This window comes from Sedimenticola selenatireducens (genome assembly GCF_963675335.2).
Lineage (GTDB): Bacteria > Pseudomonadota > Gammaproteobacteria > Chromatiales > Chromatiaceae > Sedimenticola > Sedimenticola selenatireducens.
The window spans coordinates 418,168-444,465 of record NZ_CAXXYC010000001.1; the positions used below are offsets into that span (position 1 = coordinate 418,168).

Below are 26,298 nucleotides of genomic sequence, written 5' to 3' on the forward strand. Positions count from 1 at the left end.
GTGATATTTGGCCAGCAGGATCATTTCTTTTCACTGGTGGATTCACTCTCGGCTATCCGGTTGCTTTCACGGATGCCGATAGAGGGTGTTTCCGAGCAGCAATTTCTGGATCAGGCGCTGGAAGCGCTTATCGAATATCAGGATCTTGAGCAGTGCTCGATCTTTCTGCTTGAGGGGGATGTGCTGAGATGTACGGTCGGGGGGGGTGTGAATACCTTTAGTCGACGGGGCACGGATGATCCATCTGCCGATACTGAAGGTATGCGGTTTACTGCCGGCGAGGGAATCATGGGGCTGGCCCTGCAGAGCGGCCAGATTCAGTATTGTCGGAACTGTAAGACTGATTCGCGTTTTAAGCCGTTTTCCAGGACGACCCTGTTCTATGGTGACGGCTCCCTGATATCCGCTCCCATTGTTTCGGATGACGAGGTGCTGGGTGTGCTCAATGTTTCACATCATCAGCCGGAGTTTTTTCAGACCTGGCACCAGCATTTTTTCATGCTGTTCGCTAATTTTCTCGGCCGATTGTTGCATTTGCACCGCCTGGTCAACCGGCTTGAAGACCAAGTCGCTTCACGTACGCATGCATTAGCCCAGTCGCTGGAGGAGTCCGAGAAATTGCGCATCCTGCACCAGGAACTCTCGGTCACCGATGAGTTGACCGGACTGTGTAGCCGGCACCATTTTTTTGTCGAGGGTCAAGCGATGCTCGCGAGAGCAGTGCGCTATGACCACCCGGTGGGGCTGATGCTGATCGAGGTGGATCAGCTGAAAAGCATTAATGACAAGTGGGGGCATCTGGTCGGGGATCAGGCCATCTGCCGGATTGCCGGGACGCTGCAACAAGAGGCGCGAACAGGCGATCTGGTGGCCCGCCTGGGTGATGGTGAGTTTGTGCTGATGTTGCCCCACACTTTGCCGGCGGGGATGGAAAGCATGGCTGAGCGCATTCAGGAGGCGGTCAGTAACCTGGATTTACTGCACCAGGATGAGACGGTGGATCTCACGGCAAGCATCGGCATGACAACCTTGTGCGAGCTCGGCGACATGGAGTTGCAGGATCATCTGGATCTGCTTTATCACCAGGCTGATTGCGCCGTTGAGTGTTGCAAGCGGGAGGGGGGTGGTCAACGCCGCTTCTATTCACCCGCTCTTGAATTGTAGCCCGTTGGTCAAGTAGATGGACGATCATGCAGCCGTGAATAGGCGTGGCTTGCGTCAGTGTTGATCCTCGCCCTCAGGCCACAGCCAGGCGGCACCGCGGACTCCGCTTGAATCACCGTGCCGGGGTGGCAGCAGGCGGGTGCGCACCACGTCGGAGAAAATGTATTCCGCCCAGATTCGCGGTATCCGTTCATAGAGTCGTACGAGGTTGGATAAGCCACCGCCGAGGACGATCACTTCCGGATCCAGCAGGTTGATAACCGTGGCGAGACTGCGTGCCAAGCGATTCTCGTAACGTGCCATGACCCGTTCTGCGGCTTGCTCCTGTTGTTCCAGTCGTTTTGACAGTTCCGGCCCAGATATCTCGAGCCCGGTCTCCCGGCGGTAATCGAGATGTAACCCCGCACCCGACAGGAAGGTTTCAATACAGCCTTTTTTGCCGCAGTAACAAGCCTCACCGGGTGACTCCGTGGCACTGGGCCAGGGGAGTGGATTGTGTCCCCATTCTCCCGCAATACGGTTGGCATGCGGGATCAGGCTTCCGTTGATGACGATGCCGGCTCCGACGCCGGTGCCGATGATAACGCCGAATACCGAGTGAAATCCTTGTCCTGCACCGTCGATCGATTCCGAGAGGGCGAAACAGTCTGCATCATTGGCCAGTCGAACGGGGCGGTTCAGCAGTCGCTCGAAATTCTGTTGCAAGGGCTGTCCATTGAGGCAGGTCGAGTTGGCGTTTCTGATCAGTCCCGTGGCGGGTGAGGGTGATCCGGGCGTGCCGATGCCGACGCTGCCGTGCATGCCGGTCAGCTGTTCGATGCGGCCGATCAGCGTGGCAACGGCATCGAGGGTGGCGTGGTAATCACCGGTCGGTGTCGGAATGCGTTGTCGGGTCAGGCTATTGCCCCGGTCATCCAGGGCGATCGCCTCTATTTTTGTACCCCCGAGATCAACTCCAATACGCATGACTGCATCGGCCGCGCGGTGGCTAACCGCGGCCGGTGGAGGCAGGGCTCAATTCAGCCTCTTCATCCGGGACGGCATCAGTGTCGGCAAGCATGGGTTGGTTTTCCAGGTGAACCGAAGCATCCCCGGACGGATTGGTGAAACGGTCGTTGAGGGTCTGGACATAATTGTCGGCATCCTCCTTGACCTGGGTCAGCCGCTTTCTGGCGCTACGCCCCCAGCCCGCCGGGGAACTGCTGAAAATGCTGCGCCAGGGTTTGGTGTTACGCAGGAAGGCGTTGGCCAGATTGCCTCTGATCGCCAGCTTGTCTCCTTGTCTTCTCAGTTGCCGCAACAGGCTGCGGGCAGCCAGGGAGCGAATCAGGAAATGCAGGCCCAGTACCACGGCCAAAGCACCGCCGGAAATCCCGATTTGCAGCGCCGGACTGGTAGTTAGAGACTCCAGCCAGGGCGGCTCGAAACGAAACCCCTGCCAATAACCCTGTTTCAGGGTGATGGCGAACAGGCTGAGCAACAGGAGGCCGAACGCCAGTGCATCACCCCAGAGTACACGTCGTTTCCAACGGGCTACGGCGTCCTTGATGGCAGGGATGGCGCGTTCCTCAATATCCCGGGCCGTACGTTCCAGTACGCCGACGATACGATAGGCGCGTTCGATCTCCACCTCATGCATGCGATTGTGGATCTCCTCCAGATCAGCATCCCTTTTACGCTCAAAACGCTGCCGCAGGTTGTCGTCGTCAATCGGCACGGCGGCTTCCGGATTGTAGATAGTATAGAAACGGCCGGCGGTCAGCCCGCGTTCCCCCAGCGCCCGTTGCCAGGCCGCCACCACCTCTTCGGGGTTGTCTTCCCGTGCGGCGGAATCGATCTGGTTGAGTATATACAGGAACTTTCCCGCGTCATTGCGGCTGATGGTATTGCTTACCAGATGATCAAGTGTGTCCTGCATCGCCCCCGGTTCGGGATGGCGGGCATCAAAGAACACCAGTACCAGATCAGAAAGATCGATTATGTGATCGGTAATGCGCAGTGTGGATGTGCGCTGGGCATCGGCGTCGAATCCCGGAGAGTCGATCAGAATCTTGCCGCGCAACCGTTCGCTGGGGCAGGTCTTTAACTGCAGGTAGGAGTCAATACGGTCACCTTCGCCCTTGGCGACCCGCTCGATATCCTCGCTCATCTGGTAGAAGGGGAAACGTGGGTCCGAGTCCAGTGCCACTCCCGGCAGGGCGTGAGCGGTTTTTTCCCGGCTGTAACAGGTGACCGTAAACTTGTCATCGACGGCCTGATTGCCGGTGCGCTGGAGTTTGTAGTCGAGATAGTGGTTGATAAAGGTGGATTTGCCGGATGAGAAGGTGCCAAGAACCGAGATCAGCGGCCACCAGGGTATTTGGGTGGCGTAGGAGTCATCGGTCTCCAGCAAGCCGGTTCTGTAGGCAATCCGGTCCAGTTTCTTGAAACTCTGCACTGTCTTCAGCAGTACCGGATTCTCTTGCTCAAGGTGCGTCTCAAGATGTTTCAGGCGTCCTTCGATGAGTCTTCCTGCCGTGTTCATGAACTACTCCTGCTGTAGGGAAGGGTTGTTTGCCCGACCGCTGACTTTGTTTGCTTCAGATCACTATTACCCCGGATTTGTCTATAAGCCATACTAACGCGACGGGACGACAGGTGGTAGTCTGTCAATGTGGATTCTAGCGAAAACCCGTGCATTAGCGGGAAGAGTGGGTTGCAGTTCGGCTAGGCCGGTAACCGCTCAAAAAAACAAAAAAACGTATTTGCCCAAATACTTATAGTAAAAGTAATTATCCTGGTTTTGTCAGGGACTATTGCACTATATGAGTATATAAGAGATACTTAATACACTTTTGTCGCCGGTTGTTGCCCTGCTGATTTCCATCTGGCGGCGTATCCTGGAATATTGATAATAAGGGAGCGTGGAGATGGCTGAACTATTTTCTGAGGAGTGGATGCAGAGTTTTATGACGCAGTGGAATGCGGAGTCTGACTTGGTTGGTGCCCTTGCCCAGATCGGTTTTAGCAGTGTGATCGGTTATGGATTTGAAGGGGAAGATCAGCCACGGGGAGTGATTACCGTCGAAAATGGCAAGGCTGTAGCCGCTGGAGCCTACAGTGGGGAGTCTCTGAACTGGGATATCCGGTGTAGTGAGGCGCAGTGGAAGAAATGGATTGGCAAACCGCCTGGCATGATGGGGCTTGGGGTGGCATTTACCTCCGGCAAGATGAAATTCAAGGTGGGTGATTATGCCTCCATGTTGAAGGACCCACGTATGGCCGGTCCCTTTATTAAAAGCTTTTCTGTCATGGGTAAGGCCTGATGTCATCGTTCGGGCGGGCTGATTTGGCCTTCCTGATTGAAAACAAGCAACAAAAATTTATGGCCTCCTGGTTCTGAATGAACCAAGGGGCCTGTTTGTTGCGGTAAGGCTCTATCAGTTTTAGGCGTTTTTCTGAATAAGGCGTCTGAGTATTCGAAAGTACCCCGAGCTTTGCCGGTCGTGGTAAAGTCACCGGGGTGGTATATCAATAGCAGTCCTTAATCAGCGGGATAACTATAACAATGGAAATACAGGTCCATGCGATTGCGCTGGCGACGGCCCTGGCTGTCGCGGCAGTTCTGCCCCAACCGGGTTTCGCTCAGGAGAGTGGCGAGTATTTCGTCGTTCAACAGGCACAAGGTGCTTCAACCGTCTCGCTGGGCGGGACGGTGATACCTTATAAGGAGGTGACCCTGTCGGCCCAGCTTCCCGGCCGGGTGAAACACCTTGCCGGTATAGAGGGCGATACTTTCGAGAAGGGAACGCTGCTGGTTGCGCTGGATGACACTGAGCTACTGGCCAAGCGCAATGCGGCCCTGGCCCAGCTGGCCAATGCGGATGCGCAACTGCGCGCCGCCGGGGTGCAATACAACCGCGAGCTCTGGTCACCACAGTCGAAACAGGCAATGGGTGGCATGGGGTTGCCAAATCTGTTTGATCAGATGTTCACGCGTCCCATGGAGGGCATGGCCGGCAACCGCAACCAGAATGTAGAGCGGCGGGCCGATCTCTACGCCTCCGGGGTGCAGATCACCCAGGCTCAGAATGCCATCCTGTCCGCCCAGTCCCAGATTCAGGCTATCGATGCCAAGTTGCGCGATGCCATCAGTCTTGCACCGTTCGATGGCGTCATCCTGAAAAAGTATGTTGAGGTTGGCGATACCATGCAGCCGGGCCAGCCACTGCTGGTTTATGCCGATGTGGAGTATCTGCAGATCATGGTGGATGTGCCGGCCAGACTGCGCCCAGGTCTGTATGAGCAGATGATGCTGCAGGCGGAACTGGATGTCACCGGACAGGTGGTGCCGGTGCGGGTGGCGCAAATCTTCCCAACCGCTGATTCACAGCGTCATACCGTCAAGGTGAAGTTCGATCTGCCACAGGGGGTCTCCGCGCCCGGCATGTATGTCAAGGTCAGGGTGCCGGACCTTACAGCGCCTGCTCGCAATCATCCCGTCATCCCTGCTTCCTCCATACGTTACAACGGCAGTCTGCCGGGCGTGTATGTCGAAGGCAAGGGCGGGCGGCCGGAGCTGCGTCTGATTCGCGTCGGCGAAAGTCTGGATAACGGCTATGTCAGTGTGCTTTCCGGGTTGAGTTCGGGGGAGCGTATATTGCGAAATCCCGCGAATGGTGTCGCTTCGGGGTGGGTCAGCCCGGCTGACAAGCGCTGAAACACGCACCTGGCCTTTCGGCTATTCCAGTGACCGATACTCACTCCTGTCATACAGCTGCTACCAAGTGTGAAAATGATGAATCAGGAAGATGCAAATAAAGATGAGCTGAACAACGCGCAACTGACCGATGAGCAATTGGGGCTTGCCGGGCGTACCGCGAGATTCTTCATCAACTCACCGCTCTCACCGCTGTTCTTTATCTCCATGATGCTGATGGGTCTGCTGGGCCTGATGATGACGCCCCGGCAGGAGGATCCGCAGATCTCGGTGCCGATGGTGGATATTTTTGTCCAGTATACCGGTGCCTCCGCTGACCAGGTTTCCAATCTCGCCATCGAGCCGCTGGAGCGGATCATGAGCGAGATCGATGGCGTCAAGCATGTCTACTCCGCCTCACAACGGGGCATGGGTATGGTCACCATCGAATTTGATGTGGGCGAGCAGATGGGTCCGTCACTGGTCAAGGTGAACGACAAGCTCGACTCGAACATGGACAAGATCCCGCCCGGCGTGTCGCCACCTCTGGTCAAGGCAAAGGGTATTGACGATGTGCCAGTGGTGAATATCACCCTCTGGTCCAAAGACCTGGACAAAAACGGTATCCCGGATGTGGATGACGGCCAGCTGCGCATGCTGGCCCATGATGTGTTGCAAAGCATCAAGGAGATCCCGGATACCGGTAACGGTTTCGTCGTGGGCGGGCGTGCCGAGCAGGTCACCATCGAAGTGTCGCCGGAGCGACTCTCCGGCTATGGCATCAGCCTGGACCAGGTGGCCAACCGCATCCAGACCTCCAACAGCGAACAGCAGGCGGGCGGGGTGGAGTCCGGCAACACCCGTTTCACGGTGATGACCGGCGCCTTCCTCAAGACCACCGACGATATCAGCCGACTGGTGATCGGCACCCACAACGACGTCCCCGTCTATGTACATGATGTGGCTCGCGTGGTGCAGGGGCCAGAGGATGCCAAACAGCTGGTGGCCTACTACACAGGCCCGGCCGGTGACCATGAACAGCCGGCCAGCGGCATTCCCGCCGTCACCATCGCGGTGGCAAAAAAGCCGGGCGTTAACGGGGTTACCGTGGCCAGCGCCATTCTCGATCGGGTGGAGCATCTGAAGGGGCTGCGCATTCCATCCAACGTTGGTGTCAGTGTTACGCGCAACTACGGTGAGACGGCAGAGGACAAGGTCAATGAACTGATCTTCAAGCTGTTCGTCGCCACCGGTTTTGTGTTCCTGCTGGTGCTGTTTGCGTTCCGTGCCCTGCGTCCGGCCATTGTTGTGGTGCTGGTGATCCCGGTGGTGCTGTTGATGACCATCTTCTACGCCTGGGTGACCGGTTACACCATCGACCGGGTCAGCCTGTTCGCCCTGATCTTCTCCATCGGTATCCTGGTGGATGACGCGATCGTGGTGGTGGAGAACATCTATCGGCGCTGGCTCGAAACCGGTTCGACCGACGCCTATACCGCCGTGGACGCGGTACGGGAAGTGGGCAATCCCACCATACTGGCAACCTTCACCGTGATCGCAGCACTGCTGCCAATGGGTTTTGTGACCGGCATGATGGGACCCTACATGGAGCCAATTCCGGCCCTCGGTTCGGCCGCCATGCTGATCTCCCTGTTTGCCGCTTTTGTGTTTACTCCCTGGCTGGCTATTTCCCGCTGGCTGCGGCCCAGCATGACCTATCTGGAAGTGGCTGAAGAGCGGGAGAAGGTGGGGACGGAGCGACTGGCGCGCTTTTACGAAAAAATCCTCACCCCGCTGATTCGTTCACGCAACAAGCGCATCATCTTTCGGGTGGTGCTGTGGGGTTCGTTTTTCTTTGCCTGCTCCATGTTCTATACCAAGTGGGTGGCAGTGAAGATGCTGCCCCTGGATAACAAACCTGAGTTTTCGGTGGTGTTGGACATGCCGGAGGGCACAGCCTTGCCGGTGACCGCCAACCTGGCCCACCAAATTGCCGAGCGTCTGCGCCAGATGCCGGAAGTGACGGCCCTGCAGGTATATGTCGGTACGGCACGGCCGTTTGATTTCAATGGCATGGTGCGACACTACTACCTGCGCCAGGATCCGTGGCAGGCGGAAGTACAGGTGCAGTTGCTGCACAAGAGCAAACGGGAGCGCAGCAGTCATGAACTGGCGGTTGCGGCACGGGAACTGGTCGGAGAGATTACCCAGGAGTCGGGGGCCAAGTTTGCCGTGGTGGAGATGCCACCCGGCCCGCCGGTGTTGCAGTCGGTAGTGGCCGAGGTGCATGGACCGACACCGGAGGTACGGCGGCAGCTGGCGGAGGATCTGACCGGTATCTTTGAACAGGCGGAGAGCCTGGTCGACGTGGACAACTACCTGCGCGGCAGCTATGAGTACTGGCTGTTTAAAGTTGACACCGAGAAGGCGGTAAGACGCGGTGTCTCGGTGGATACCATCAACCGCAATCTCTCCATGGCGCTCGGCGGGATGCGGTTGGGCGATGTGAAACAGAAGGCGGGGCATGAGCCGATTAATATCCTGATTCAGGTGCCGCTGGCCGAGCGCTCCCAGATCAATCGTCTGGGTGACCTGCCGATCCAGTCCACCAGTGGCGTCACCCTGCCACTGCGTGAGTTGGGTGCCTTTGAGATGATGCAGGAAGAGCCGATTATCTATCACAAGGATCTGCGTCCGGTTGAATACGTGGTGGCCGATGTGGGCGGTGAACTTGCGGCACCGGTGTACGGCATGTTTCAGGTGCAGGACCTGCTGGAGGCTAATTATGTTGCCCCGGATGGCGTAAAAGTCGACACCTTCTGGTTCAAGCCGCCCGGGGATGACAGCAGCTCCAGTATCGAGTGGACCGGTGAGTGGACGGTTACCTTTGAGACTTTCCGCGACATGGGGGCGGCGTTCATGGTGGCGCTGGTGCTGATCTATATCCTGGTGGTGTGGGAATTCGGTAATTTCCGCATCCCGGCCCTGATCATGGCACCGATTCCGCTGACTCTTCTCGGCATCATTCCAATGCACGCCATCATGGGGGCGGAATTTACCGCCACCTCCATGATCGGCTGGATCGCCCTGGCCGGTATCATCGTGCGTAACTCGATCCTGCTGGTGGATTTTTCCATTCATGAAATCCAGCGCGGTGTGCCGGTGGAGCAGGCGGTAGTGCGCGCCTGTACCACCCGTACCCGGCCTATCATGATCACGGCGCTGGCCCTGGTGTGCGGCTCCAGCGTGATCTTCACCGACCCCATATTTCAGGGCATGGCCATCTCACTGGCCTCGGGCGTCATGGTCTCCACCCTGTTGACCTTGATAGTGATTCCACTCGGTTGTATGAAGGCCAGTGCATCACTTTGCGAGGTGGCGGCCGCCGGTTATGACGATGGTAATCCACCGCTGCCGGAAGACGCTGAACCGCCGGTAGCGGATGTAAAGCCAGCTGTTCCTCGGCAGTCGTTTCTGTTGCTGCTGTGGGGCAAGATCGCCACTCTGATGCTGATGCTTTTTTATGCGGTCCGTGGAATTTTTCTCCTTCTGGGACAGTTGATTCCCCGACAGAAAACAGCTCCATCACCTGCTGCTGCCGGCATATCAGCCAAGGAGACGGAGGAGTCCATCTCCGGGGAGCAGTCCGTGGCTGAAGGCGCTACCGCGACCCAGGTGTCACCGGTCGTCCCTGAAGACTCACGTCATGGGAGTGCTGATGAATCTTCCGTTGTTTCCCGGCGTCAACAGATGCCGGATGAAGCTGATCAACTGGCAGTTAAAACCGAAGCACCGGATACCGGGGGAGTAAAAAGCGTTCAGGAGGAGTTGCCTCATGATGGGCAGGGAGTGGCCAAGCCCGTCGCCAAGAAAACGGTAGCCAGGAAAAGGAGAGCGCCGGTAAAAAAGGCTGTGACCAGGAAAAAGAGCGTGGCAAAGAAAAAGGTAGTAAAAAAAGCGGTCACGACCAAACCGACAGCCCGGAGTACCGTTGAGACGACCGAAAAGCCGGCTCCGGCAAGGGACAATCATCCCGGTTCGCAACCTGACTCCGGTCGAAAAAGTGGCCGGCGCGGGATTCGGCTGAAGCTTGATAACGAGAGCGGTATCGAGTGATCCAGATGGGTGTGTCGGACACTTTCAAGCGAATGTTGAGCACCGGCATCATTTGTACTCTGATGCTTCCACAAATGGCATTGGCTGAAGGATTCGGGCAGTTTTACGGGAAGTTTCGTCCGTTAACGGGGACAACGGAAAACCCATCCGCGGGTAAGCAAGGTGGCAGGTATTCTGGTGAAACCGGTTATTACTTGCCCAGGACCATATCCGGTGTCCCTGCATTTGCGCAACCGGGATATCCATATCGCGGGAAGGTGGGAGCCGGAAAGGGGCGCTATATCATGTCACCGAGGCAGGACCAGCAGCCGGAACTGAGATTCAGACCTGATCGTCGAGAACGTAAGTCGACAGCGCACGAGAAGCGCCCCCCTTACAGCGCGCAACCGGGGCCGGGTTTTTCTGTTCATCAGGCAGCTCCGCCGGGATGGACGAATCCAGGTTATCGCTTTCGTCCATAAGGGCACCGGTATTGGGAGTATTAAAGGTTTCCTGGCGAAGCATTGGATACAGAAATAACAAACCCGCACATTTGCAGGTCAGCCGGGAGATAGTGAGGGTAGGCAGTTGCGCCAAGGATGAATTTGCCTGGGCGCTTTGGAGGTATAGATGTCAATACGCGGTCAAATTATGATGTTTGGTCTCTCGCTACTGTTTGTGGGCATGCATCATGGCGAAGCGGCTTCCCCGGCTGCAGTAGAGTTTTCCGCTGATACCGTTCAAACTGATCCGCAGAAGAATCAGCGGGTGGGACACATTTTTGTCGGGAAAAGCCTGGTGCGCAGTGAAACGCAGCAAAATGGCCAACCGGTTGTAAATATTATAGATACCGAAAATCAGGTAACCTGGGTGCTCTATCCCCGGCAGCGCAGCTATATAGAATATCGCGTGGAGACCGCGCAGCCGATGGCTGAGAAGGGTAGCCCCTGTGAGGGTCTGCCGGGGTCACAGTGCAAGAAACTGGGTGATGAGAGCATACAGGGTCGGATGGCCACCAAATGGCAGGTGACGATGCCCTCACCAGGGGGGGCTGTGCAGAGTACGCAGTGGATCGGTAAACAGCGTTCAATCCTGTTGCGGCAGGAGATCGCGGGAGGTCCTGTAATGGAGCAGCGTATGCTGGAGGTGGAACAGCTCCACGGGCGGACAGTTGAGAAGTGGGAAATGACCATAACCGAGGGCGATCAGCCGGTTCAGCGTTCGACACGCTGGTTTGATCCGCAGCTCAATCTGGCCATCAAGGAGGAGAGCCCGGGGGGCTATATCCGTGAGCTGCGCAATATCACAATCGCCCCCCAGGACCCTGGCCTGTTCCAGGTGCCCGAACAGTTCAAGAAAATCGTCCCTCAACAGCAGCGTTAAAAATGATAGCAGGTCGGTTGTTGCGGGTGAGCATACTGAATGATCAGATGATCATGGGGTAAAACAATGAAGATCAGATTCGGAAAGATATTGTCAGCGGTGTTCGGTTTGGCGCTTCTCTCGATGGGGGGCGGCGTAGTTGCGGGCCCCGCGGGACTGCCTCAGCAGATGTTGCCCAGCTATGTACCGGCGTCGCCGTCACGGGGGGTCGCCAGTTTCAGACCCCAGTATAGGGTTCAACCGGTTCGGCCAATGGCGCGGTATCCCCATCCCGTAAATGTGCCGCCGCACTATGCACCGGTACGACGCCATGCCGCCAACTGGCCGATACCAGTCAGTTATCGACCCATTGCTGCGCCTATGCCACCTCCCCGATTCCCGCCTTATGGCTATCGTGGAGCGCCGCCGCGCTGGGCCGGTTATCCGCCACCGACGGGGGGTTATGGCGTTCAGCCAATGCCCCGAATGGCTTACCGTTATCCCTCCCGTCCCCCGGTTAATACATGGGGGTATCCACGCCCGGTGCAATTTCGGGCACAACGGCCCTATCCGCCGATGGCTCCGGTGTACTATCGCCAACCGTCCTGGGCAACGCCCAGGCGTGCCGTTTTGCCGATGCCCGGTACGGCCTATCCCTATCGACAATCAAACCGGTATCCGGTGCCGGGGCCACGCACAGTGCAAGGGCAATTTGCAGGCCGTTATCAGCCTTATTCAAGGTCGCCGGGTGGGCAACCGGATTTCCGTTTCCGGCCCATGCCAAGGTCAGTGGCGTATCAGGGCTACCCTACGCCAGGTTATCCTGCCGCTCCGGGATATTCGCCGGACTATCGTTTTCGGCAGGGTCCGCCTAACCACGGATTAGGCAGAACGCCCGTATGGTCCTATCAGGCCTGGCAAATGCCGGACAGGCCCATTCGCAAGGGAGAGGTGTTGGCCTGGCACAACACAGCGAAACAGTTTTCCCGGACGGCGTACTAGTTTTGAAAGGGCGCTGTATGGGTTCTCGATATCTGATTTAGAGCAAGGGCGTAGGCATGATCACTGTCGTGGGTAGTCTGAAGGGTGGTTCAGGGAAAAGCACGGTAACATTCAATCTTGCCGTCTGGCTGGCAATGGCGGAGGCGGACGTACAGGTTATCGATCTTGATCCCCAGGCTACTTTAAGAGATGTTGCGGAAGTTCGGGATGAGGAGGGTTATCGACCACGCATCTCCGTGAAAGGGAAAAAACAGCTGGATGATGACAAACTGAATGGTGCTGATGAGGTGTTGATCGATATCGGTACTGCGGATATCGAGATGATGAAGCGTGCCATCCGGCTGGCTGATCGCATACTGGTACCTGTTCCGCCTTCCCAGGCGGACATCTGGTCAACGCAGCGCTTCATACAGTTTGTAAATTCCACCACTGAAGGGAATGCCCCGGAGATTATCGGTTTTATCAATCGTGGCGATACTCACCATGCCGTGCGCGAAACCGATGAAGCCGCCGCGGCGCTGGTATCGCTACCTGGTATGAAATTTATCAAGCCGCGGTTGTCGCAAAGGACCATTTTCCGCCGCTCATTCAGTGAAGGGCTTGCGGTATTTGAGTTAAATCCGCGGGGTAAAGGTAGCAAAGAGTTGAATGCTCTCTGTGCCAAACTTTATCCAGGGGTGGTGAAATAGCTAGTGTGGGCTGAGCATGCCGCCAGGAAGTCAGTGGTTAAGAACAGGGTCGGCATTGGTAGGGGCGAGGGGTAACTTATGCGTGTAATCAGGAATGTGTTCGCTTTGATCGGTCTTCTCGCGGTGATTGCCGGCGGCGTGGCCGTGGTGCAAACCCGGGTTGTATTGGATGGGTTTGATCCTGGTGCCGTGCAGGTATACCAGGAACTGATCGAGAATATAGTTAAGACGCGAAATGCCGCCGAGGCCACGGTCTGGAAAGTGCCGGTAGAGGAAGGGCTGACACCGGAGGATGTTGAGCAATCAATGAAGACGGTCGCCAATGAACTCAATATCTCCAATGTTGGAGAGCTTCCATTGTATAAGGATGTCGAAGCGAAAAGTGGTGAGTCGTATCGTTTTGTTAAAATCTATATGTTCTGTAACTCCCTTACCGCCGCACGGATGCTTGACTACAGCGACGCATTTTCCGCCTATCTGCCATGCCGAATTACCATGGTTGAGGACAAGCAGGGGCAGCTTTGGCTGTATGCCCTGAATATGGATCTTATGATCCATGGCGGTGAGCCGTTGCCTCCCGCGCTTAAAGAGGAGGCGGTGCATGTGAAAAAGGTTATTCTCGAGATCATGCGGCGCGGTTCGATTGGGGATTTCTGATCGAGTTTTCCCGTTAAGAATTCAATTAGTATAAATCGCCGTATAATCTTTATAAGTAAAAAACGGCTATCCCTAAAAGCGTTCTGTGATAACATATATTAGAGATTGCAAATATTAGAAATAAATTAATTACATATATATGGACGCGGCCTTGAGGGTGGAATAGATGGTCCAGGAAAAAGAACATGTGGATCAGGGGCAGGTTCCGGAACAGGGACAGGCGTACTCGATGGACCGCCTTTCGGAAGCGTTTGAAACCAGCGCCCGACGCTGGGAGTTGATTGTCTACCCGTCCCTGTTCGCTTTTATCATTCTCGCTGCCTACGGTTTTTTTCTGGTCTATAGTCTGGCCAAGGATGTTCACTACCTGGCTGTTAGTGTTGATTCCAATATGACGGTGTTAGCCAGCAATATGCAGTCAGTGTCGGATAACATGGGCAATATGACAGCCAATATTCGAACCATGTCTGGATATATGTCCGAAATAAACGATAAGGTCAGCACGCTTGAGCCGATGCTGGAAACTATCGGATCAATGGATCGCTCCATACAGTCGATGACCCTCTCCACTTATATCATGCGGCAGGATATGTCCCGGTTAAATCACAGTGTCTCCCGCCCGATGACCTTCATGAACAGTTTTATGCCCTGGTGACAGATGCTGACCGTATGGGTGGCGGGGTTTATGCACCTGTCTCGGACGGACCGGGCACCAGCCGTATTGGCCGTTCGCCAGGTTAACTATAAAGTTTGATCGTTTGCCCCGGGTTGCTGTTTCACATGCGATGCGCGGCTGCTTCTTGCTCCAACTCTGTGACATAAGTCGGCCTGTTCGTGTGATCTTGCTCAGCTTTTTGTGTTTAGTCGTTACGAATCTACACACAAGATGTTACCGATGCCTGTGTGCTTTGGTAACACAGCTCCTCAGTGGCTCATCTTAGGTCCTTGATTCTCCAGTCTGTTTATGTCGGCATGAAACTTGCTCAATGCTCCTTTAGTCGGCGGGCAATTGCCTGCGCCGATATTGTTTCGGCAGAAGGCAGCGCGCTTTAACTGCTTAAGCAAACATAAGAAAAGAACTGGAGAGCCATCTTGTTCATTAATCATTTGGCTGTTCATTGCACTGTTTCGCCAGTTGAAGATGATGGGTTGTACTTAATCGAATTCGGCGGCGTTACCCCGGCACTCAGCCAATATCGCGAAAACGCACTGGGGCCATTCAGCACCTTATGTACGTGCACAATAATCGGGCATTCAGCCCGAAATGGAGAGAGGAAAAATAGTAATGAGTGATGATAAGTCTAAGACCAGCGAACTTTCCCGTCGTGGTTTTATCAAGGTGGGTGCGGCAGCACTGACCGCGGCCAACATGCCCATGTTCTTTGTCAAGGATGCCTGGGCGGCAAAAGATTTTCGCAATAATCCGGGTAATGCCGGTTCCGTGAAATTCGGCTTCAACGTCCCTCAGACCGGCGCGTATGCGGATGAGGGTGCTGACGAGTTACGTGCCTATAAACTGGCTGTCAAGCACATCAATGGTGAAGGTGACGGCGGTATGCTGAACACCATGAAACCGCTTACTCTGAAAGGCAATGGCATCCTGGGTAAAAAACTTGAGTATGTAACGGGCGATACCCAGACCAAATCTGATGCGGCCCGCGCTTCCGCCAAACGCATGATCGAGAAAGATGGTGTGGTGATGATTACCGGCGGTTCATCCTCCGGCGTGGCTGTTGCGGTGCAGGGGCTGTGTCAGGAGATGGGAGTCATCTTCATGGCTGGCCTGACTCACTCCAACGATACCACGGGTAAGGACAAGCGTCGGTATGGCTTCCGTCATTTCTTCAACGCTTATATGTCCGGTAAGGCACTGGGTCCTGTATTGAAGGAAGAGATGGGTACCGATCGTAAGGCCTATCACCTGACCGCGGACTACACCTGGGGCTGGACCCAGGAAGAGTCAATCAAGAACACCACGGAAGCACTGGGTTGGCAGACTACCGCCGCGGTTAAGACCCCGGTGGGTGCCGGCGACTTCTCCCAGTACATCACGCCGGTGCTGAACTCCGGTGCGGATGTGCTGATCCTTAACCATTACGGTAAGGATATGATCAACTCCCTGACCCAGGCGGTTCAATTTGGTCTGCGTGACAAGCAGGTCAATGGTAAGAACTTCGAAATCGTGGTGCCGCTGTTCTCACGTCTGATGGCACAGGGTGCCGGTGAGAACATCAAGGGAATCCTGGGTACCACCAACTGGAACTGGTCGCTGCAGGATGAAGGTTCCAAAGCCTTTGTGAAGTCCTTTGGCCAGGAGTACGGCTTCCCACCCTCAATGGCTGCGCACACCTGTTATGTACAGGCCCTGTTGTATGCCAACGCAGTTGAACAGGCAGGTACCTTCTACCCACCCGAAGTCATCAAGACACTGGAAGGTTTCAAGTTTGATGGCATGGGTAACGGCCCGACTGAATACCGTGCAGAAGACCACCAGTGCTTTAAGGATGTACTGGTCGTTCGCGGTAATCAGAATCCAACTTCCCAGTTTGACCTGCTGCAAGTTCAGAAGATCGTGCCACGCTCAGAGGTGGAGTACGACGCGAAAATCTTCGGCGGCGAACTCGGTCCTTACGAGGTCTGATCCACTCTAGCCTGTAAGCCGGCTGCCTCTGGGCAGCCGGCTCTTGTTATTCTTTCATTTTCACTGGTGTGTAGACAGTAATGGATGCGATCTTTCTTCAGATCTTAAATGGCCTTGACAAGGGCGGTGCCTACGCGCTGATTGCCCTCGGCCTTACGCTCGTGTTCGGAACGCTTGGCGTGGTGAACTTTGCCCACGGTGCCCTGTTCATGCTGGGTGCGTTTTGCGCGATTACCTTAGAAAAAATATTGACGATTTCCATGAAGGTAAAGGATGAAAGCATTACCTTCTTTGATGCCTACAAGGAGCAGCCTTACCTGGAGATCTGGTTTGGTGATTTCGGTACAACGATAATTGACTGGTCGGTACCCATATCGATCCTTTTGGCCATTCCGGTCATGCTGCTCATCGGGCTGGTGATGGAGCGTGGGCTTATCAAGCATTTTTACAAGCGGCCCCATGCTGAACAGATTCTGGTGACCTTCGGTCTGGCAATTGTACTCCAGGAGATCGTGAAGTCCTTCTTTGGTGCCAATCCGATTCCCTCTCCAGCACCTGAAATATTCTCCGGCAGTGCCCCGATTGGCGTCCTGCTGGGACTGGGAGAGTCAGTGGTTTACCCCTGGTGGCGGCTGATCTACCTGTTGTTCTCCGGCATTATCATTTTTGCCGTGTTCGCTTTTCTGCAGTTCACCACTTTCGGCATGGTGGTGCGCGCGGGTATGCATGATCGCGAGACGGTAGGACTGCTCGGTATCAATGTTGAACACAGATTTACCATTGTATTCGGTATAGCGGCGGTCGTGGCCGGTCTGGCGGGCGTTATGTACGCTCCGATCCTGCCACCTGACTATCACATGGGAATGGACTTTCTGGTGCTCTCCTTTGTGGTGGTGGTTGTCGGCGGCATGGGGTCGCTGGGTGGTGCTGTAGCGGCCGGGTTTCTGCTCGGCATTCTGCAATCGTTTGCCTCCATGAATGAAGTTAAAGCCATCATTCCGGGTATTGACCAGATCATTATCTATCTGGTCGCGGTAGTTATCATCCTGGTCAGACCACGCGGTCTGATGGGACGCAAAGGCGTGATGGAGGATTGATATGAATATGCCATTGCTAAAGAATGACTGGGTTATTATGGCCATATTCACCGTGGCTGTCCTGACCGCGCCCCTGTGGCTTACTCCCGTCGGTGCCGGCTATCCCGACCTGATGCAGAAATTCGCAATATTTGGAATTTTTGCCATTGGCTTTAATCTATTGTTCGGACTGACCGGCTACCTGTCGTTTGGACATGCTGTGTTCCTCGGGGTCGGTTCCTATACGGCGGTCTGGTCATTCAAGCTGTTAACCATGAATGTGTTGCCGGCAGTGATTTTTTCCATCCTGCTGGCTGGTGTATTTGCGGTTGTCATCGGATATTTGAGTCTGAGACGCTCAGGTATCTATTTTTCCATCCTGACGCTGGCCTTCGCCCAGATGTCCTATAACCTGGCGTACTCAGTGCTGACGCCGCTGACCAATGGTGAAACCGGTCTACAGCTGACTATGGATGATCCACGAGTGCTGGACGGTCCCGCCGGTCAGGGATTGCCGTCGACTCAGCTGTTCGGTATCGAGATGAGTGGGTACAACGGATTCTATTTCTGTGCGGTGATGTTGATTCTTGGTTTTTTCATATCGTTGAGGATCTTCCGCTCCCCGTTTGGATTGAAATTGCTGGCGATCAAGTCTAATCAGACCCGGATGAAATACACCGGCTTCAATACCCGACCCTATCTGCTCACTGCTTTTGTCATCTCCGGTATGTATGCCGGTCTTGCGGGCTCGTTGATGGCTGTCACCGATCCACTGGCTGGAGCGGAGCGCATGCAGTGGACCGCATCAGGTGAGGTTGTGTTGATGACCATACTGGGTGGTGCCGGTACCCTGTTCGGTCCTCTGTTTGGTGCCGGTATTATCAAGTACTTTGAAAATATCTTCTCCGCCATGAATGATGGTCGGCTACACGAGATTTTTGCTTTCCTTCCAGACTGGTTGGAAAACATTGTGGTAGCCATCACCGGTGAGTTTGTTGGAGAGGGCTGGCATCTGACCCTTGGACTGCTGTTCATGATAGTGGTGATCTTCCTGCCGGGCGGAGTGGTCGAGGGCATTCGTCGTGCGTCCGCTTATGTGAAAGGTATTTTCCAATCGTCCGGGGACAAAGATGTTGCCCTGTCGGCAGAGAAGGAGTGATGTGATGAGTATTGTATTAAGCATCAAAAATGTCGATAAAACTTTTGGCGGGCTGCATGCCCTGGGTGATATCAATCTGGATATTGAAGAGGGTAAGACCCACGCCATTATCGGCCCCAATGGGGCCGGCAAGTCCACCTTGCTCAACTGTTGTATCGGTCGTCTGATACCTGATAGCGGGACCGTGGAGTTTGAAGGCAAAAACATGATCGGCATGCAGCCGCATGAGATCAATCATGCCGGTATGGTGCGGGTGTTTCAGACTCCGGAAATCTTTCCCGATCTGACGGTATTGCAAAATGTGATGATCCCTGCGTTGGCCAGGCGTGACGGCACGTTCAAGTTTAATGCCTTCGTCAGTCTGGCTTCGGAGAAGGCGATAGAGGCGGACGCGGTACACATACTGGAGGACATGGGGCTGGGAGAGCATATCCATAAGCACGCGGGCAGCATGTCCCGGGGTGACAAGCGTCGCCTGGAATTGGCCATGGGACTGGTGCAGCATCCCCGGCTGCTACTGCTGGATGAGCCGACCGCCGGCATGGCGCGCCACGATACCAACCGAACCATTGATCTGCTGAAACGGATCAAAGAGCGCGGCATGACCAAGATTATTATCGAGCATGATATGCACGTGGTGTTCAGCCTTGCTGACACGATCAGTGTTTTGGCCCAGGGTCGGATTATCGCCAGTGGCACACCGGATGAGATCCGTGGTAATCCGAAGGTTCAGGAAGCCTATCTGGGAGGGGCTGAGCTATGAGTAAATACAGCACAACGCACCGGGTCACTCCGGTTACCCGGGCCGGTTCTGATCCGGCGTTCTTCTCCTGCTGGGATATCCACTCCTACTATGGCGAGAGCTATATCGTGCAGGGAGTCAGCTTCGACGTCCGCGAGGGCGAGGTTCTGGCCCTGCTGGGCCGCAACGGTGCCGGAAAGACATCCACGTTACGTTCTATTGCCCGGGTGGATAGCCCACAGGTGACCCACGGGGAGATCTGGCTCGACCACAAACCGCTGCACAGCATGAAATCCCATGAGGCTGCGCAGAACGGGGTCGCCCTGGTTCCGGAAGATCGCCGCATCATTGCCGGCATGACGGTCGAGGAGAATCTGATCCTGTCACAGATCGCCCCGCCCATCGGTTGGAGTATTGAACGCATCTATGACCACTTCCCGCGTTTGGCCGAGCGTCGTGCCCAGGAAGCCACCACGCTGTCCGGTGGTGAACAGCAGATGCTGGCAGTGGCCCGTGCCCTGGCCAGAGACATCAAGCTGTTGTTGCTGGATGAGCCCTACGAGGGATTGGCGCCGGTGATCGTGCATGAGATCGAGCGGATTGTCGATGGAATCAAAAAGCTCGGCATCACCACCATTATTGTCGAGCAAAATGCGGTAGCCGCCCTGCGTCTGGCGGACCGGGCGATTATCCTCGATATGGGCCAGGTTGTGTTTGATGGTCTTGCCCAGGAAGTGCTGGATAACGAGGATCTGCGCCAGCAGTATCTGGCGATCTGATCTGGCGCTGGCTTATGTCTGCAGAGTCCGCGGTATTCGAATGGAGTATCGCGGACTTTTTGTGTCACATCGCGTCAATTCCATGAAAACGCTTAACGGCTGATCTCCCCTTGTGCCGGCCGATAGAGCATTAATGCGAAGTTTGCTCCACGTCGCGGACTATTCGGAAGCCGATCCTGAGATAGTGATAATTCGGCATCAGTTTGTTACGCGAGGCAGAGCGCAGCCCGCCCGGTACGTTGTGCCATGAGCCGCCCCTGACCACTCGTTCCCGAAGATCATCGTCCAGATGGCCGGCATCCATCTGTTCGAGACCGCTGTATAGTTCATCATAGATAGAGGCGCACCATTCCCAGACGTTTCCGTGCATGTCGTGCAATCCCCAGGGATTGGCAGGAAACTCGTTTACCGCTGTCGTCTGGCCTCGAGATGCCCCCTTGCCACTCCCGCAATAAGTATAGTTTCCATCAAAGTTCGCTTGCCCGGGCGAAATGCTCTTTCCAGTCCAGAATGCAGTGTTGGTTCCGGCGCGACAGGCATATTCCCATTCGGCCTCGGTCGGCAGGCGGATATTGGCGCCGGTCTGCTTTGACAGCCAGTCGCAGTAGTCCATGGCCGACCAGTAAGTAATATTGATGACAGGCCGGTTTCCCCGGCCCCAATTCTCATCGCGGGGTCGGTTGCGCCTCACCTCGTCGCAGAAGATATCAAACATGGCAAAGGTGACCGGTGTCTTCAGCATCTCGAAGCGGCCAACATGTACCTCATGTTGACGTTCATTTTCAAAACGGTCTTTCTCGTCGAGCGGCGACCCCATAATAAACTTGCCACCCGCAATGCCGATCCAGTCGCTTTCGCACAGTCCGCACTTGAGCAGCTTGGCTTGATGGGCTTTTTCTCTCTGGATTGCCCGTTCAATGCTCCGTTTAACCTGTGCCTGTTCAACATGGTGCCGGACCTCTTCCTGAATGATGCCCTTGAGGGGGGCGACCTGCCGGAGAGTTTTTTTGAATAGGGGGGGCACGGACACATTTTGGAGAGGTGGATTGACCGTTACCGGTGCTCCGCAACGGTCGCAGAAGTTGGCCTTCTGGTGCAGCTGTTTTCCGCAGTAACAACAGTGTCCCTCACGGCAAAGGGATTGACCGCATTGGGCACAGAACAGCGCTTCCGGATCTTCAATCTGATGATGGCAGTTGGCGCACTGCATGGGTCAGCAGCTACTCCGGTGATCGATTCTAAAGATTTCTCCCATAATACATAAAATGGTTTCACTCCGTCTCCTTTGAGTTGAAAAGGTTTGCTGACTGCCCCCTACACCCGGTTCTTATGGGTAGCGGCTATCGTTGCGCATGATCAGCTGCCCGTCTGGGCCGTGGAATATTGTTATTGGCGTGCCTGGAGCGGGAGAATACGATTTTGGATTTAAGGTCTGCAGATCCTTTCTGCTGGTCTACTATTGCTGATGAGTCTTGTGTGCTGGTTGTACGAAGATTAGAGCCTGGCATAAGCCAGGGTTGGTTATTCCCGGATATGCTGAACAGGAGTGGAATCTCATGAGGACATTCGTTATGTGTCTGTTGGTTATGTCAGTTTCAATGCCGTTGCAATCGGCCGAGAACGCAGCGAGTTTTTTCATCACCAGTAATGGGCCGGGGCAGGGGGCCGATCTGGGTGGCCTGGAGGGCGCGGATGCACACTGCCAGCAACTGGCAGCCTCGGCAGGTGTGGGTGGAAAGACCTGGCGAGCCTACCTGAGCAGTTCACGGGAGAATGCCCGGGACCGGATCGGCATGGGGCCCTGGCACAATATAAAGGGTGTCATGATTGCCAGTGATCTGGCAGGACTGCACTCGGAAGCCAATGGCATAAATAAAGAAACGGGGCTGACCGAACAGGGCGAGATGGTGAATGGCCGGGGCGATTCGCCAAATATGCATGACATACTTACCGGTTCAAACCCGGACGGAACCCTGAATGAGGGGCAGACCTGTAGTGACTGGACCAGCAGTGGCGAGGGAAGTGCTTTTGTCGGACATCATGACCGCATCGGTTTGCGGGACGATGCACCTTCCCGGTCCTGGAACGCTTCCCACAGCTCCCGTGGTTGCGGACTGGAAGCGCTGAAGGCTACAGGTGGTAATGGGTTGTTCTACTGTTTCGCAATCGACTGAGAAACTGGCGAACCGCGGGCGACTGGGGCTTCCCCGGCCCGGGGGCAGTGTTCCAAATCGAGCGAGGACTACGCGGAACTGAACTCGTACGAGATGTTTTCCGATGGTTCCTGGAGAAAATAACCCTGAATGTAATTGACGCCGACGGTCCAGAGAATGGCCAGGCTGTTGGCGTCCTCCACCCCCATGGCGATGGTTTTGATATTGTGCTGCTTGGCCAGGGCATTCAATTCATTCAGATGATCCTGTTGCTCCTGCTTGGAGGCCAGGTCCTGCATCAGTTCAAAATCGAATTTTACGAAATCCACCGGCAGATGTTTTAACAGGGTCTCCGCCTTTGGGCTGGCGCCGAACTGATCAATGGCCAACTGGCATTTGATCTTTTTCAGGCCTTCAATCAGCTTCTTCGCAGTCTGGATATGGTTACGCAGCTCCTTATCCTGTATCTGGAAGGTGATCCAGGGGCCTTTGGCCCTGTGCTTGCGCAGGCAGTCGCAGATCCATAGCAACATGCCTTCATCTTCCAGGCCGGCGCTTGAGATGCTGATGAAGAAATTGACTTTTTTACCTTCCGTGCGCTGTTCCGCGAGCTCTTCAATGGCCTTGTTGATGACCCAGCGATCCACTTTCGCCATCTGCTCACCCTGCTTGGCATGCCGGATAAAGTAGTCGGGAAGAATCTCCTCGTTATTGTTATCCAGTAACCGGGTCAGAACCGCGTAGTGTTCCCGGCTGTCCCCCTGAAGGCTGACGATAGGCTGGTAGACCAGGCGAAATCGGTCGTTTTCCAGGGCGTGCTGTATCAGTTCATTGATCCGAGCCTCATCGCCGGTGTTGTCTTCCCCGTAACTGGCCTGCATCTCGCTGGCGTCATAGAGTGAGTAGCGGTTGCCGCCGCTGTTGCGGGCCGCCTCGTAGGCGTGATAGGCGCGGTTAATAAAATCCTGGCTTCCCGTGATCTCCTGGTCAAGCAGGCTGATACCGATGCAGCAGGTGACATTGGTCTGTTGATAAACAAACTCCTCGATCAGCAGGCGTAGCCGCTCCGCCATGGTTTCTGCGTCAATCGGGTTTTGCTTGGTGCTCAAAATGGTAAATGAGTGGTCGCCGAAGCGTGACAGCAGATCACTTTTATCTATGTTACGGCTGAGGATTCCGGCCAGTTCCTTCAGTAGATTGTCGCTTGCGGTAATGCCGATTTCAGCTCTGATCTCCCTGAAGTCATCAATAACGATATAGAACAGTGAACAGCCTCCTCCCGTTTCGCGCAATGTGGCGATCTGCTGCTCCATTTTGGCCATGAAATATTGGCGATTTGCCAGGCCTGTCTGGGCATCCTGGTTGCTCAGCAGCTCTATGGTCTGTTCAAGTTCCTTGTTCTGTGCTTCATTACGGATGACGAGCTGGGTACAGGGTTCGCCATCATAGGTGGCTGGAGAGAACTCCAGTTTTGCATCAAAAGTTTCTCCGGCGCTGTTCTGGCAGGCAATATTGAGCTCCGCATGCTCGTTGCCCAGGGTTCTGAGAAAGGCCTTAATGCTTTTGTGGTCCTTCGCCGGGATCATGTCGAGGATGGGCAGCCCCTCCAGTTCACCCATATCGACATAGCCGAACATCTGCAGATAGGCCGGGTTCGCCTGCATGTGCATCCCTTCATGGATGTAGGCGATGGCGTCCTGTGAGCTGGCGATGAGGGTGTTACAGCGAGCTTCCGCTTCTTTCAGTTTTTGCTGGGTTAATGCCAACTCCTTGCGTATGGAAAGATTTTCCGATTCCCGCATGACCACCAATTGCAGATGATCCGGGTCGCTGGTGCAAACCACATCCCTTGCCCCGTCACGCATGATCTGGAGCAAGGTGTCGGGGTCAGTTTCAGGATTCTTGTAAAGAATAACGTAGGGCGCGTCATGGAAAGCCGCCCGACACAGCTTGAGAGTGGCGGTCAGCTTATCAGTAGTGTCGGTCAGGGAAAGCAGGATCAGTTCGGGCTTTTCGTTGTCGGCAATATCGAGCAGTGCATCGTCATCCACGGCAACGGTAGGATGGACAACCAGGCCGGCATTTCGCAGCGTACTGATATGGGCTTCTGCCTCATTGAGGGAGGACTCAATTATCAGAAGTCTGATCGGTATGTCGGTCTCGGGATATCCATTCATAAGTGGCAAGTGTCCAATGTTATTAAGATGCCTACATGTGATTATATTAGTTAGGCATGACTACAGCACAGGCCAGATATTGTCAAAATCCGCCTCATCGTCGTTAAACGGGTCGTCTCCAAAGCTTGGCTGTGGGTTGAGGTAGGTGAAATAAAACTGGGCAAATGCCCCGGTTGTCTCTACAAGATGCGTGAGCCTGGCCTTTCGTTCAATGCCAGCCTGGTCGATCATGATCAGATCACCAGTCTTGAAGGGCAGTGTGGGTAATATCAGGCTGGCCGGGAGTTCAGAAGCTCTCAGTTCCGGCAGCAGCAGGCTTTTTTGGGGATGGCCGGCCGGGTTGCCGCCTTCCAGGTGGTGAATCAGTACAGCAGTGACATTCGGTGCAATCATCTGCATGCCGAGTTGCAGTCCCTGGCCAGGCTGGTTTTTCATCCAGCGGCTGATACCGATCGCGAACTGGTTCTTGACAGTTGCCGACTGTACGCCAATCACCTCGCCGATCTTTATCTTGGGTGCGTTGCTGCCCTGCCAGTTGATGCAGTAGCCACCGGCGCTTTCATTGCTGGTTTTGCAGGCGAAGGTTTCATGCTGCTGTTCTGTCGGTCGGGCTGCCCAAATGGGGGTGCCGTCCTGTCGGCAGCCTGACTCACCAAAGCCGCTCGCAATGATGGTCTCCTGAATGGATTCATCAAACCCTTCCAGGGCCAGTTTGTGTTCCGTTACTGTATATAGCGACGGGTTGGGCAGATTACTCGTTGGTTGATCTATCCAGTCCAGGTCGCTGCCGGTTCGTTGTGCCGTTGCTGGTTCGTGCGATACTTTTTCTGTTGTGAGTAGACTGTAGATTGCGGTTATTCCAACCGCCACTTTCAACTCAAAATTCAGTTTGGTACGAACAAACTCCCTTTTTGGTTCTGAGCTTAGAATCCGAATCAACTGCCGCAGCAGGTGTCTTGATAGTTTCGGTTCTGTTCGATTCGCACCGTTGCTGCCACTCTCCTGCGGCACTTGATCAAAGGTTTCCCGCAACATTTGTACCAGGGGTTGAGTGTTCAGTATTCGGCAGAGATTGGCTGCCTCATCCGTTTCCAGCGCATTGTGCAGGGGGGGAGAGTCTGTGGAGAGTCTTACGACAAAGTCAAAGTGATCCAGTGGTTCCTTGGCCGGCTTGTTCAGCGTTGTGAGGCTGCCCCAATGCTCCATAGATTGCATTACAGTTTCAATTTCACGCTGCCGCATCCGGTAGGGTGAGCAGACGGAGAGAAGCAACGCCTGTTTATACAGGGCGGCGATGCTGCTGACCTTGTCATCGTTTCTGCCATCCTTAACCGCCAGTTCATGTATTTGGTTCTGTTCGGCGTAGGCGTATAGACGGTGGAGCTCTTTCCATACAGTCACTGGAATCGGATCATAAACTATCATCGACTGATAGATGACCGTTGTGAGAAAGCGCATTGCCCGATGGATGGCGATAATCAGTAGCTTGCGGTCAAATTTCCCTGATCCACCGGAAATCATTGTTTCGATGAAGATTTTGTAGGCGAGGGCCAGTTCAGTATAGAGCTCGCGGTTGAGTACGGCGATCTTGCGGCTTTTTGCCGAAAGGGGGAAGGGCGAGTCGTAGTAGTATTTGCGCAGATTGTCGGATATGTAACCGACCGGCCGCCGGAACAGCTCGGCTATTTTAATTCGATCCAGATTGGGAATGTTGATTCTATTGAATTCAACAAGCGCCTTGAATACCTGTCGCGAGGTCTCTCCGACATTGGCCATCGGCAGACTGCCTATCCAGATGGCGGCCTCCTTAGGGCTCAGTAGCATCGAGCCTGCGGGCGCGCTTGAGCGCTCAGGCGTGGTAAAACCGAGAGTGTTCTGTATCTCCATGAAATCGTTACTGTTCTGGTAAATGGAATTCAACGGC

The 26,298-nt window shown here is 54.9% G+C and carries 19 protein-coding genes; 14 read left to right on the top strand and 5 right to left on the bottom strand.

Features of this window, described 5'->3' with window-relative positions; translation table 11 throughout:
• Positions 1-1,164, top strand: a complete 1,164-nt coding sequence (locus tag ACHZBF_RS02010; RefSeq protein WP_051302335.1) for a sensor domain-containing diguanylate cyclase — start codon at positions 1-3, stop codon at positions 1,162-1,164.
• Positions 1,165-1,218: 54 nt separating this feature from the next.
• Here ACHZBF_RS02010 and ACHZBF_RS02015 read toward each other — a convergent pair whose 3' ends face one another.
• Both ACHZBF_RS02015 and ACHZBF_RS02020 read right to left on the bottom strand, forming a co-directional pair.
• Complete coding sequence (locus tag ACHZBF_RS02015) at positions 1,219-2,130, bottom strand: ROK family protein (RefSeq protein WP_321527506.1); 912 nt, start codon at positions 2,128-2,130, stop codon at positions 1,219-1,221.
• 22 nt (positions 2,131-2,152) lie between these two features.
• Positions 2,153-3,688, bottom strand: a complete 1,536-nt coding sequence (locus ACHZBF_RS02020; protein WP_084610097.1) for a dynamin family protein — start codon at positions 3,686-3,688, stop codon at positions 2,153-2,155.
• 385 nt (positions 3,689-4,073) lie between these two features.
• Between ACHZBF_RS02020 and ACHZBF_RS02025 the strand changes: the two genes are divergently transcribed.
• From ACHZBF_RS02025 to ACHZBF_RS02080, 12 genes are all read left to right on the top strand, one after another.
• Positions 4,074-4,469 (top strand): SCP-2 sterol transfer family protein, encoded by a 396-nt coding sequence (locus tag ACHZBF_RS02025; protein ID WP_321527507.1) that lies wholly within the window; start codon positions 4,074-4,076, stop codon positions 4,467-4,469.
• A 242-nt stretch (positions 4,470-4,711) separates the two neighbouring features.
• Positions 4,712-5,863, top strand: coding sequence for an efflux RND transporter periplasmic adaptor subunit (locus tag ACHZBF_RS02030; RefSeq protein ID WP_029133933.1), 1,152 nt, complete (start codon positions 4,712-4,714; stop codon positions 5,861-5,863).
• Between the two features lie 78 nt (positions 5,864-5,941).
• Entirely contained in the window at positions 5,942-9,958 is a 4,017-nt protein-coding gene (locus tag ACHZBF_RS02035) for an efflux RND transporter permease subunit (RefSeq protein WP_321527578.1), read from the top strand.
• A 609-nt stretch (positions 9,959-10,567) separates the two neighbouring features.
• Positions 10,568-11,320, top strand: a complete 753-nt coding sequence (locus tag ACHZBF_RS02040) for a hypothetical protein (RefSeq protein WP_037375430.1) — start codon at positions 10,568-10,570, stop codon at positions 11,318-11,320.
• 1,037 nt (positions 11,321-12,357) lie between these two features.
• On the top strand, positions 12,358-12,990 hold the full coding sequence (locus ACHZBF_RS02045) for a nucleotide-binding protein (RefSeq protein ID WP_029133929.1): 633 nt from the start codon (positions 12,358-12,360) through the stop codon (positions 12,988-12,990).
• 78 nt (positions 12,991-13,068) lie between these two features.
• The gene (locus tag ACHZBF_RS02050; protein WP_321527508.1) at positions 13,069-13,647 is read left to right on the top strand and encodes a DUF302 domain-containing protein; all 579 of its coding nucleotides are present in this window, start codon (positions 13,069-13,071) and stop codon (positions 13,645-13,647) included.
• A gap of 166 nt (positions 13,648-13,813) precedes the next feature.
• Entirely contained in the window at positions 13,814-14,302 is a 489-nt protein-coding gene (locus ACHZBF_RS02055; protein WP_051302333.1) for a hypothetical protein, read from the top strand.
• Between the two features lie 630 nt (positions 14,303-14,932).
• Positions 14,933-16,288: a substrate-binding protein gene (locus ACHZBF_RS02060; protein WP_029133926.1), complete on the top strand. Its 1,356-nt coding sequence runs from the start codon at positions 14,933-14,935 to the stop codon at positions 16,286-16,288.
• Positions 16,289-16,368: 80 nt separating this feature from the next.
• Positions 16,369-17,385 (top strand): branched-chain amino acid ABC transporter permease, encoded by a 1,017-nt coding sequence (locus tag ACHZBF_RS02065; protein ID WP_029133925.1) that lies wholly within the window; start codon positions 16,369-16,371, stop codon positions 17,383-17,385.
• A 1-nt stretch (position 17,386) separates the two neighbouring features.
• Positions 17,387-18,523 carry a branched-chain amino acid ABC transporter permease gene (locus ACHZBF_RS02070; protein WP_335342936.1) on the top strand — a complete coding sequence of 379 codons (1,137 nt, stop codon included), beginning with the start codon at positions 17,387-17,389 and terminating at the stop codon, positions 18,521-18,523.
• A 4-nt stretch (positions 18,524-18,527) separates the two neighbouring features.
• The gene (locus ACHZBF_RS02075) at positions 18,528-19,286 is read left to right on the top strand and encodes an ABC transporter ATP-binding protein (RefSeq protein ID WP_037375422.1); all 759 of its coding nucleotides are present in this window, start codon (positions 18,528-18,530) and stop codon (positions 19,284-19,286) included.
• Complete coding sequence (locus ACHZBF_RS02080) at positions 19,283-20,044, top strand: ABC transporter ATP-binding protein (RefSeq protein WP_029133922.1); 762 nt, start codon at positions 19,283-19,285, stop codon at positions 20,042-20,044. The genes ACHZBF_RS02075 and ACHZBF_RS02080 overlap by 4 nt, the downstream gene beginning before the upstream one ends.
• A 130-nt stretch (positions 20,045-20,174) precedes the next feature.
• Here ACHZBF_RS02080 and ACHZBF_RS02085 read toward each other — a convergent pair whose 3' ends face one another.
• Positions 20,175-21,254, bottom strand: coding sequence for an SUMF1/EgtB/PvdO family nonheme iron enzyme (locus ACHZBF_RS02085; RefSeq protein WP_321527510.1), 1,080 nt, complete (start codon positions 21,252-21,254; stop codon positions 20,175-20,177).
• A gap of 376 nt (positions 21,255-21,630) precedes the next feature.
• Between ACHZBF_RS02085 and ACHZBF_RS02090 the strand changes: the two genes are divergently transcribed.
• A complete protein-coding gene (locus ACHZBF_RS02090; protein WP_321527511.1) occupies positions 21,631-22,218 on the top strand; it encodes a hypothetical protein in 588 nt (195 codons plus the stop codon).
• 68 nt (positions 22,219-22,286) lie between these two features.
• Here the strand turns inward: ACHZBF_RS02090 and ACHZBF_RS02095 are convergent, their stop codons facing one another.
• Together ACHZBF_RS02095 and ACHZBF_RS02100 are read right to left on the bottom strand one after the other, a co-directional pair.
• Entirely contained in the window at positions 22,287-24,374 is a 2,088-nt protein-coding gene (locus tag ACHZBF_RS02095; RefSeq protein ID WP_029133920.1) for an EAL domain-containing protein, read from the bottom strand.
• Positions 24,375-24,434: 60 nt separating this feature from the next.
• A complete protein-coding gene (locus ACHZBF_RS02100) occupies positions 24,435-26,198 on the bottom strand; it encodes a hypothetical protein (protein WP_321527512.1) in 1,764 nt (587 codons plus the stop codon).
• Between the last annotated feature and the right edge of the window lie 100 nt (positions 26,199-26,298).

Coding starts and splice junctions, on each gene's coding strand:
- ACHZBF_RS02015 (WP_321527506.1), bottom strand. CDS start 2,130: ATGCGTATTGGAGTTGATCTCGGGGGTACAAAAATAGAGGCGATCGCC.
- ACHZBF_RS02020 (WP_084610097.1), bottom strand. CDS start 3,688: ATGAACACGGCAGGAAGACTCATCGAAGGACGCCTGAAACATCTTGAG.
- ACHZBF_RS02025 (WP_321527507.1), top strand. CDS start 4,074: ATGGCTGAACTATTTTCTGAGGAGTGGATGCAGAGTTTTATGACGCAG.
- ACHZBF_RS02030 (WP_029133933.1), top strand. CDS start 4,712: ATGGAAATACAGGTCCATGCGATTGCGCTGGCGACGGCCCTGGCTGTC.
- ACHZBF_RS02035 (WP_321527578.1), top strand. CDS start 5,942: ATGAATCAGGAAGATGCAAATAAAGATGAGCTGAACAACGCGCAACTG.
- ACHZBF_RS02040 (WP_037375430.1), top strand. CDS start 10,568: ATGTCAATACGCGGTCAAATTATGATGTTTGGTCTCTCGCTACTGTTT.
- ACHZBF_RS02045 (WP_029133929.1), top strand. CDS start 12,358: ATGATCACTGTCGTGGGTAGTCTGAAGGGTGGTTCAGGGAAAAGCACG.
- ACHZBF_RS02050 (WP_321527508.1), top strand. CDS start 13,069: ATGCGTGTAATCAGGAATGTGTTCGCTTTGATCGGTCTTCTCGCGGTG.
- ACHZBF_RS02055 (WP_051302333.1), top strand. CDS start 13,814: ATGGTCCAGGAAAAAGAACATGTGGATCAGGGGCAGGTTCCGGAACAG.
- ACHZBF_RS02060 (WP_029133926.1), top strand. CDS start 14,933: ATGAGTGATGATAAGTCTAAGACCAGCGAACTTTCCCGTCGTGGTTTT.
- ACHZBF_RS02065 (WP_029133925.1), top strand. CDS start 16,369: ATGGATGCGATCTTTCTTCAGATCTTAAATGGCCTTGACAAGGGCGGT.
- ACHZBF_RS02070 (WP_335342936.1), top strand. CDS start 17,387: ATGAATATGCCATTGCTAAAGAATGACTGGGTTATTATGGCCATATTC.
- ACHZBF_RS02075 (WP_037375422.1), top strand. CDS start 18,528: ATGAGTATTGTATTAAGCATCAAAAATGTCGATAAAACTTTTGGCGGG.
- ACHZBF_RS02080 (WP_029133922.1), top strand. CDS start 19,283: ATGAGTAAATACAGCACAACGCACCGGGTCACTCCGGTTACCCGGGCC.
- ACHZBF_RS02085 (WP_321527510.1), bottom strand. CDS start 21,254: ATGCAGTGCGCCAACTGCCATCATCAGATTGAAGATCCGGAAGCGCTG.
- ACHZBF_RS02090 (WP_321527511.1), top strand. CDS start 21,631: ATGTCAGTTTCAATGCCGTTGCAATCGGCCGAGAACGCAGCGAGTTTT.
- ACHZBF_RS02095 (WP_029133920.1), bottom strand. CDS start 24,374: ATGAATGGATATCCCGAGACCGACATACCGATCAGACTTCTGATAATT.
- ACHZBF_RS02100 (WP_321527512.1), bottom strand. CDS start 26,198: ATGCTACTGAGCCCTAAGGAGGCCGCCATCTGGATAGGCAGTCTGCCG.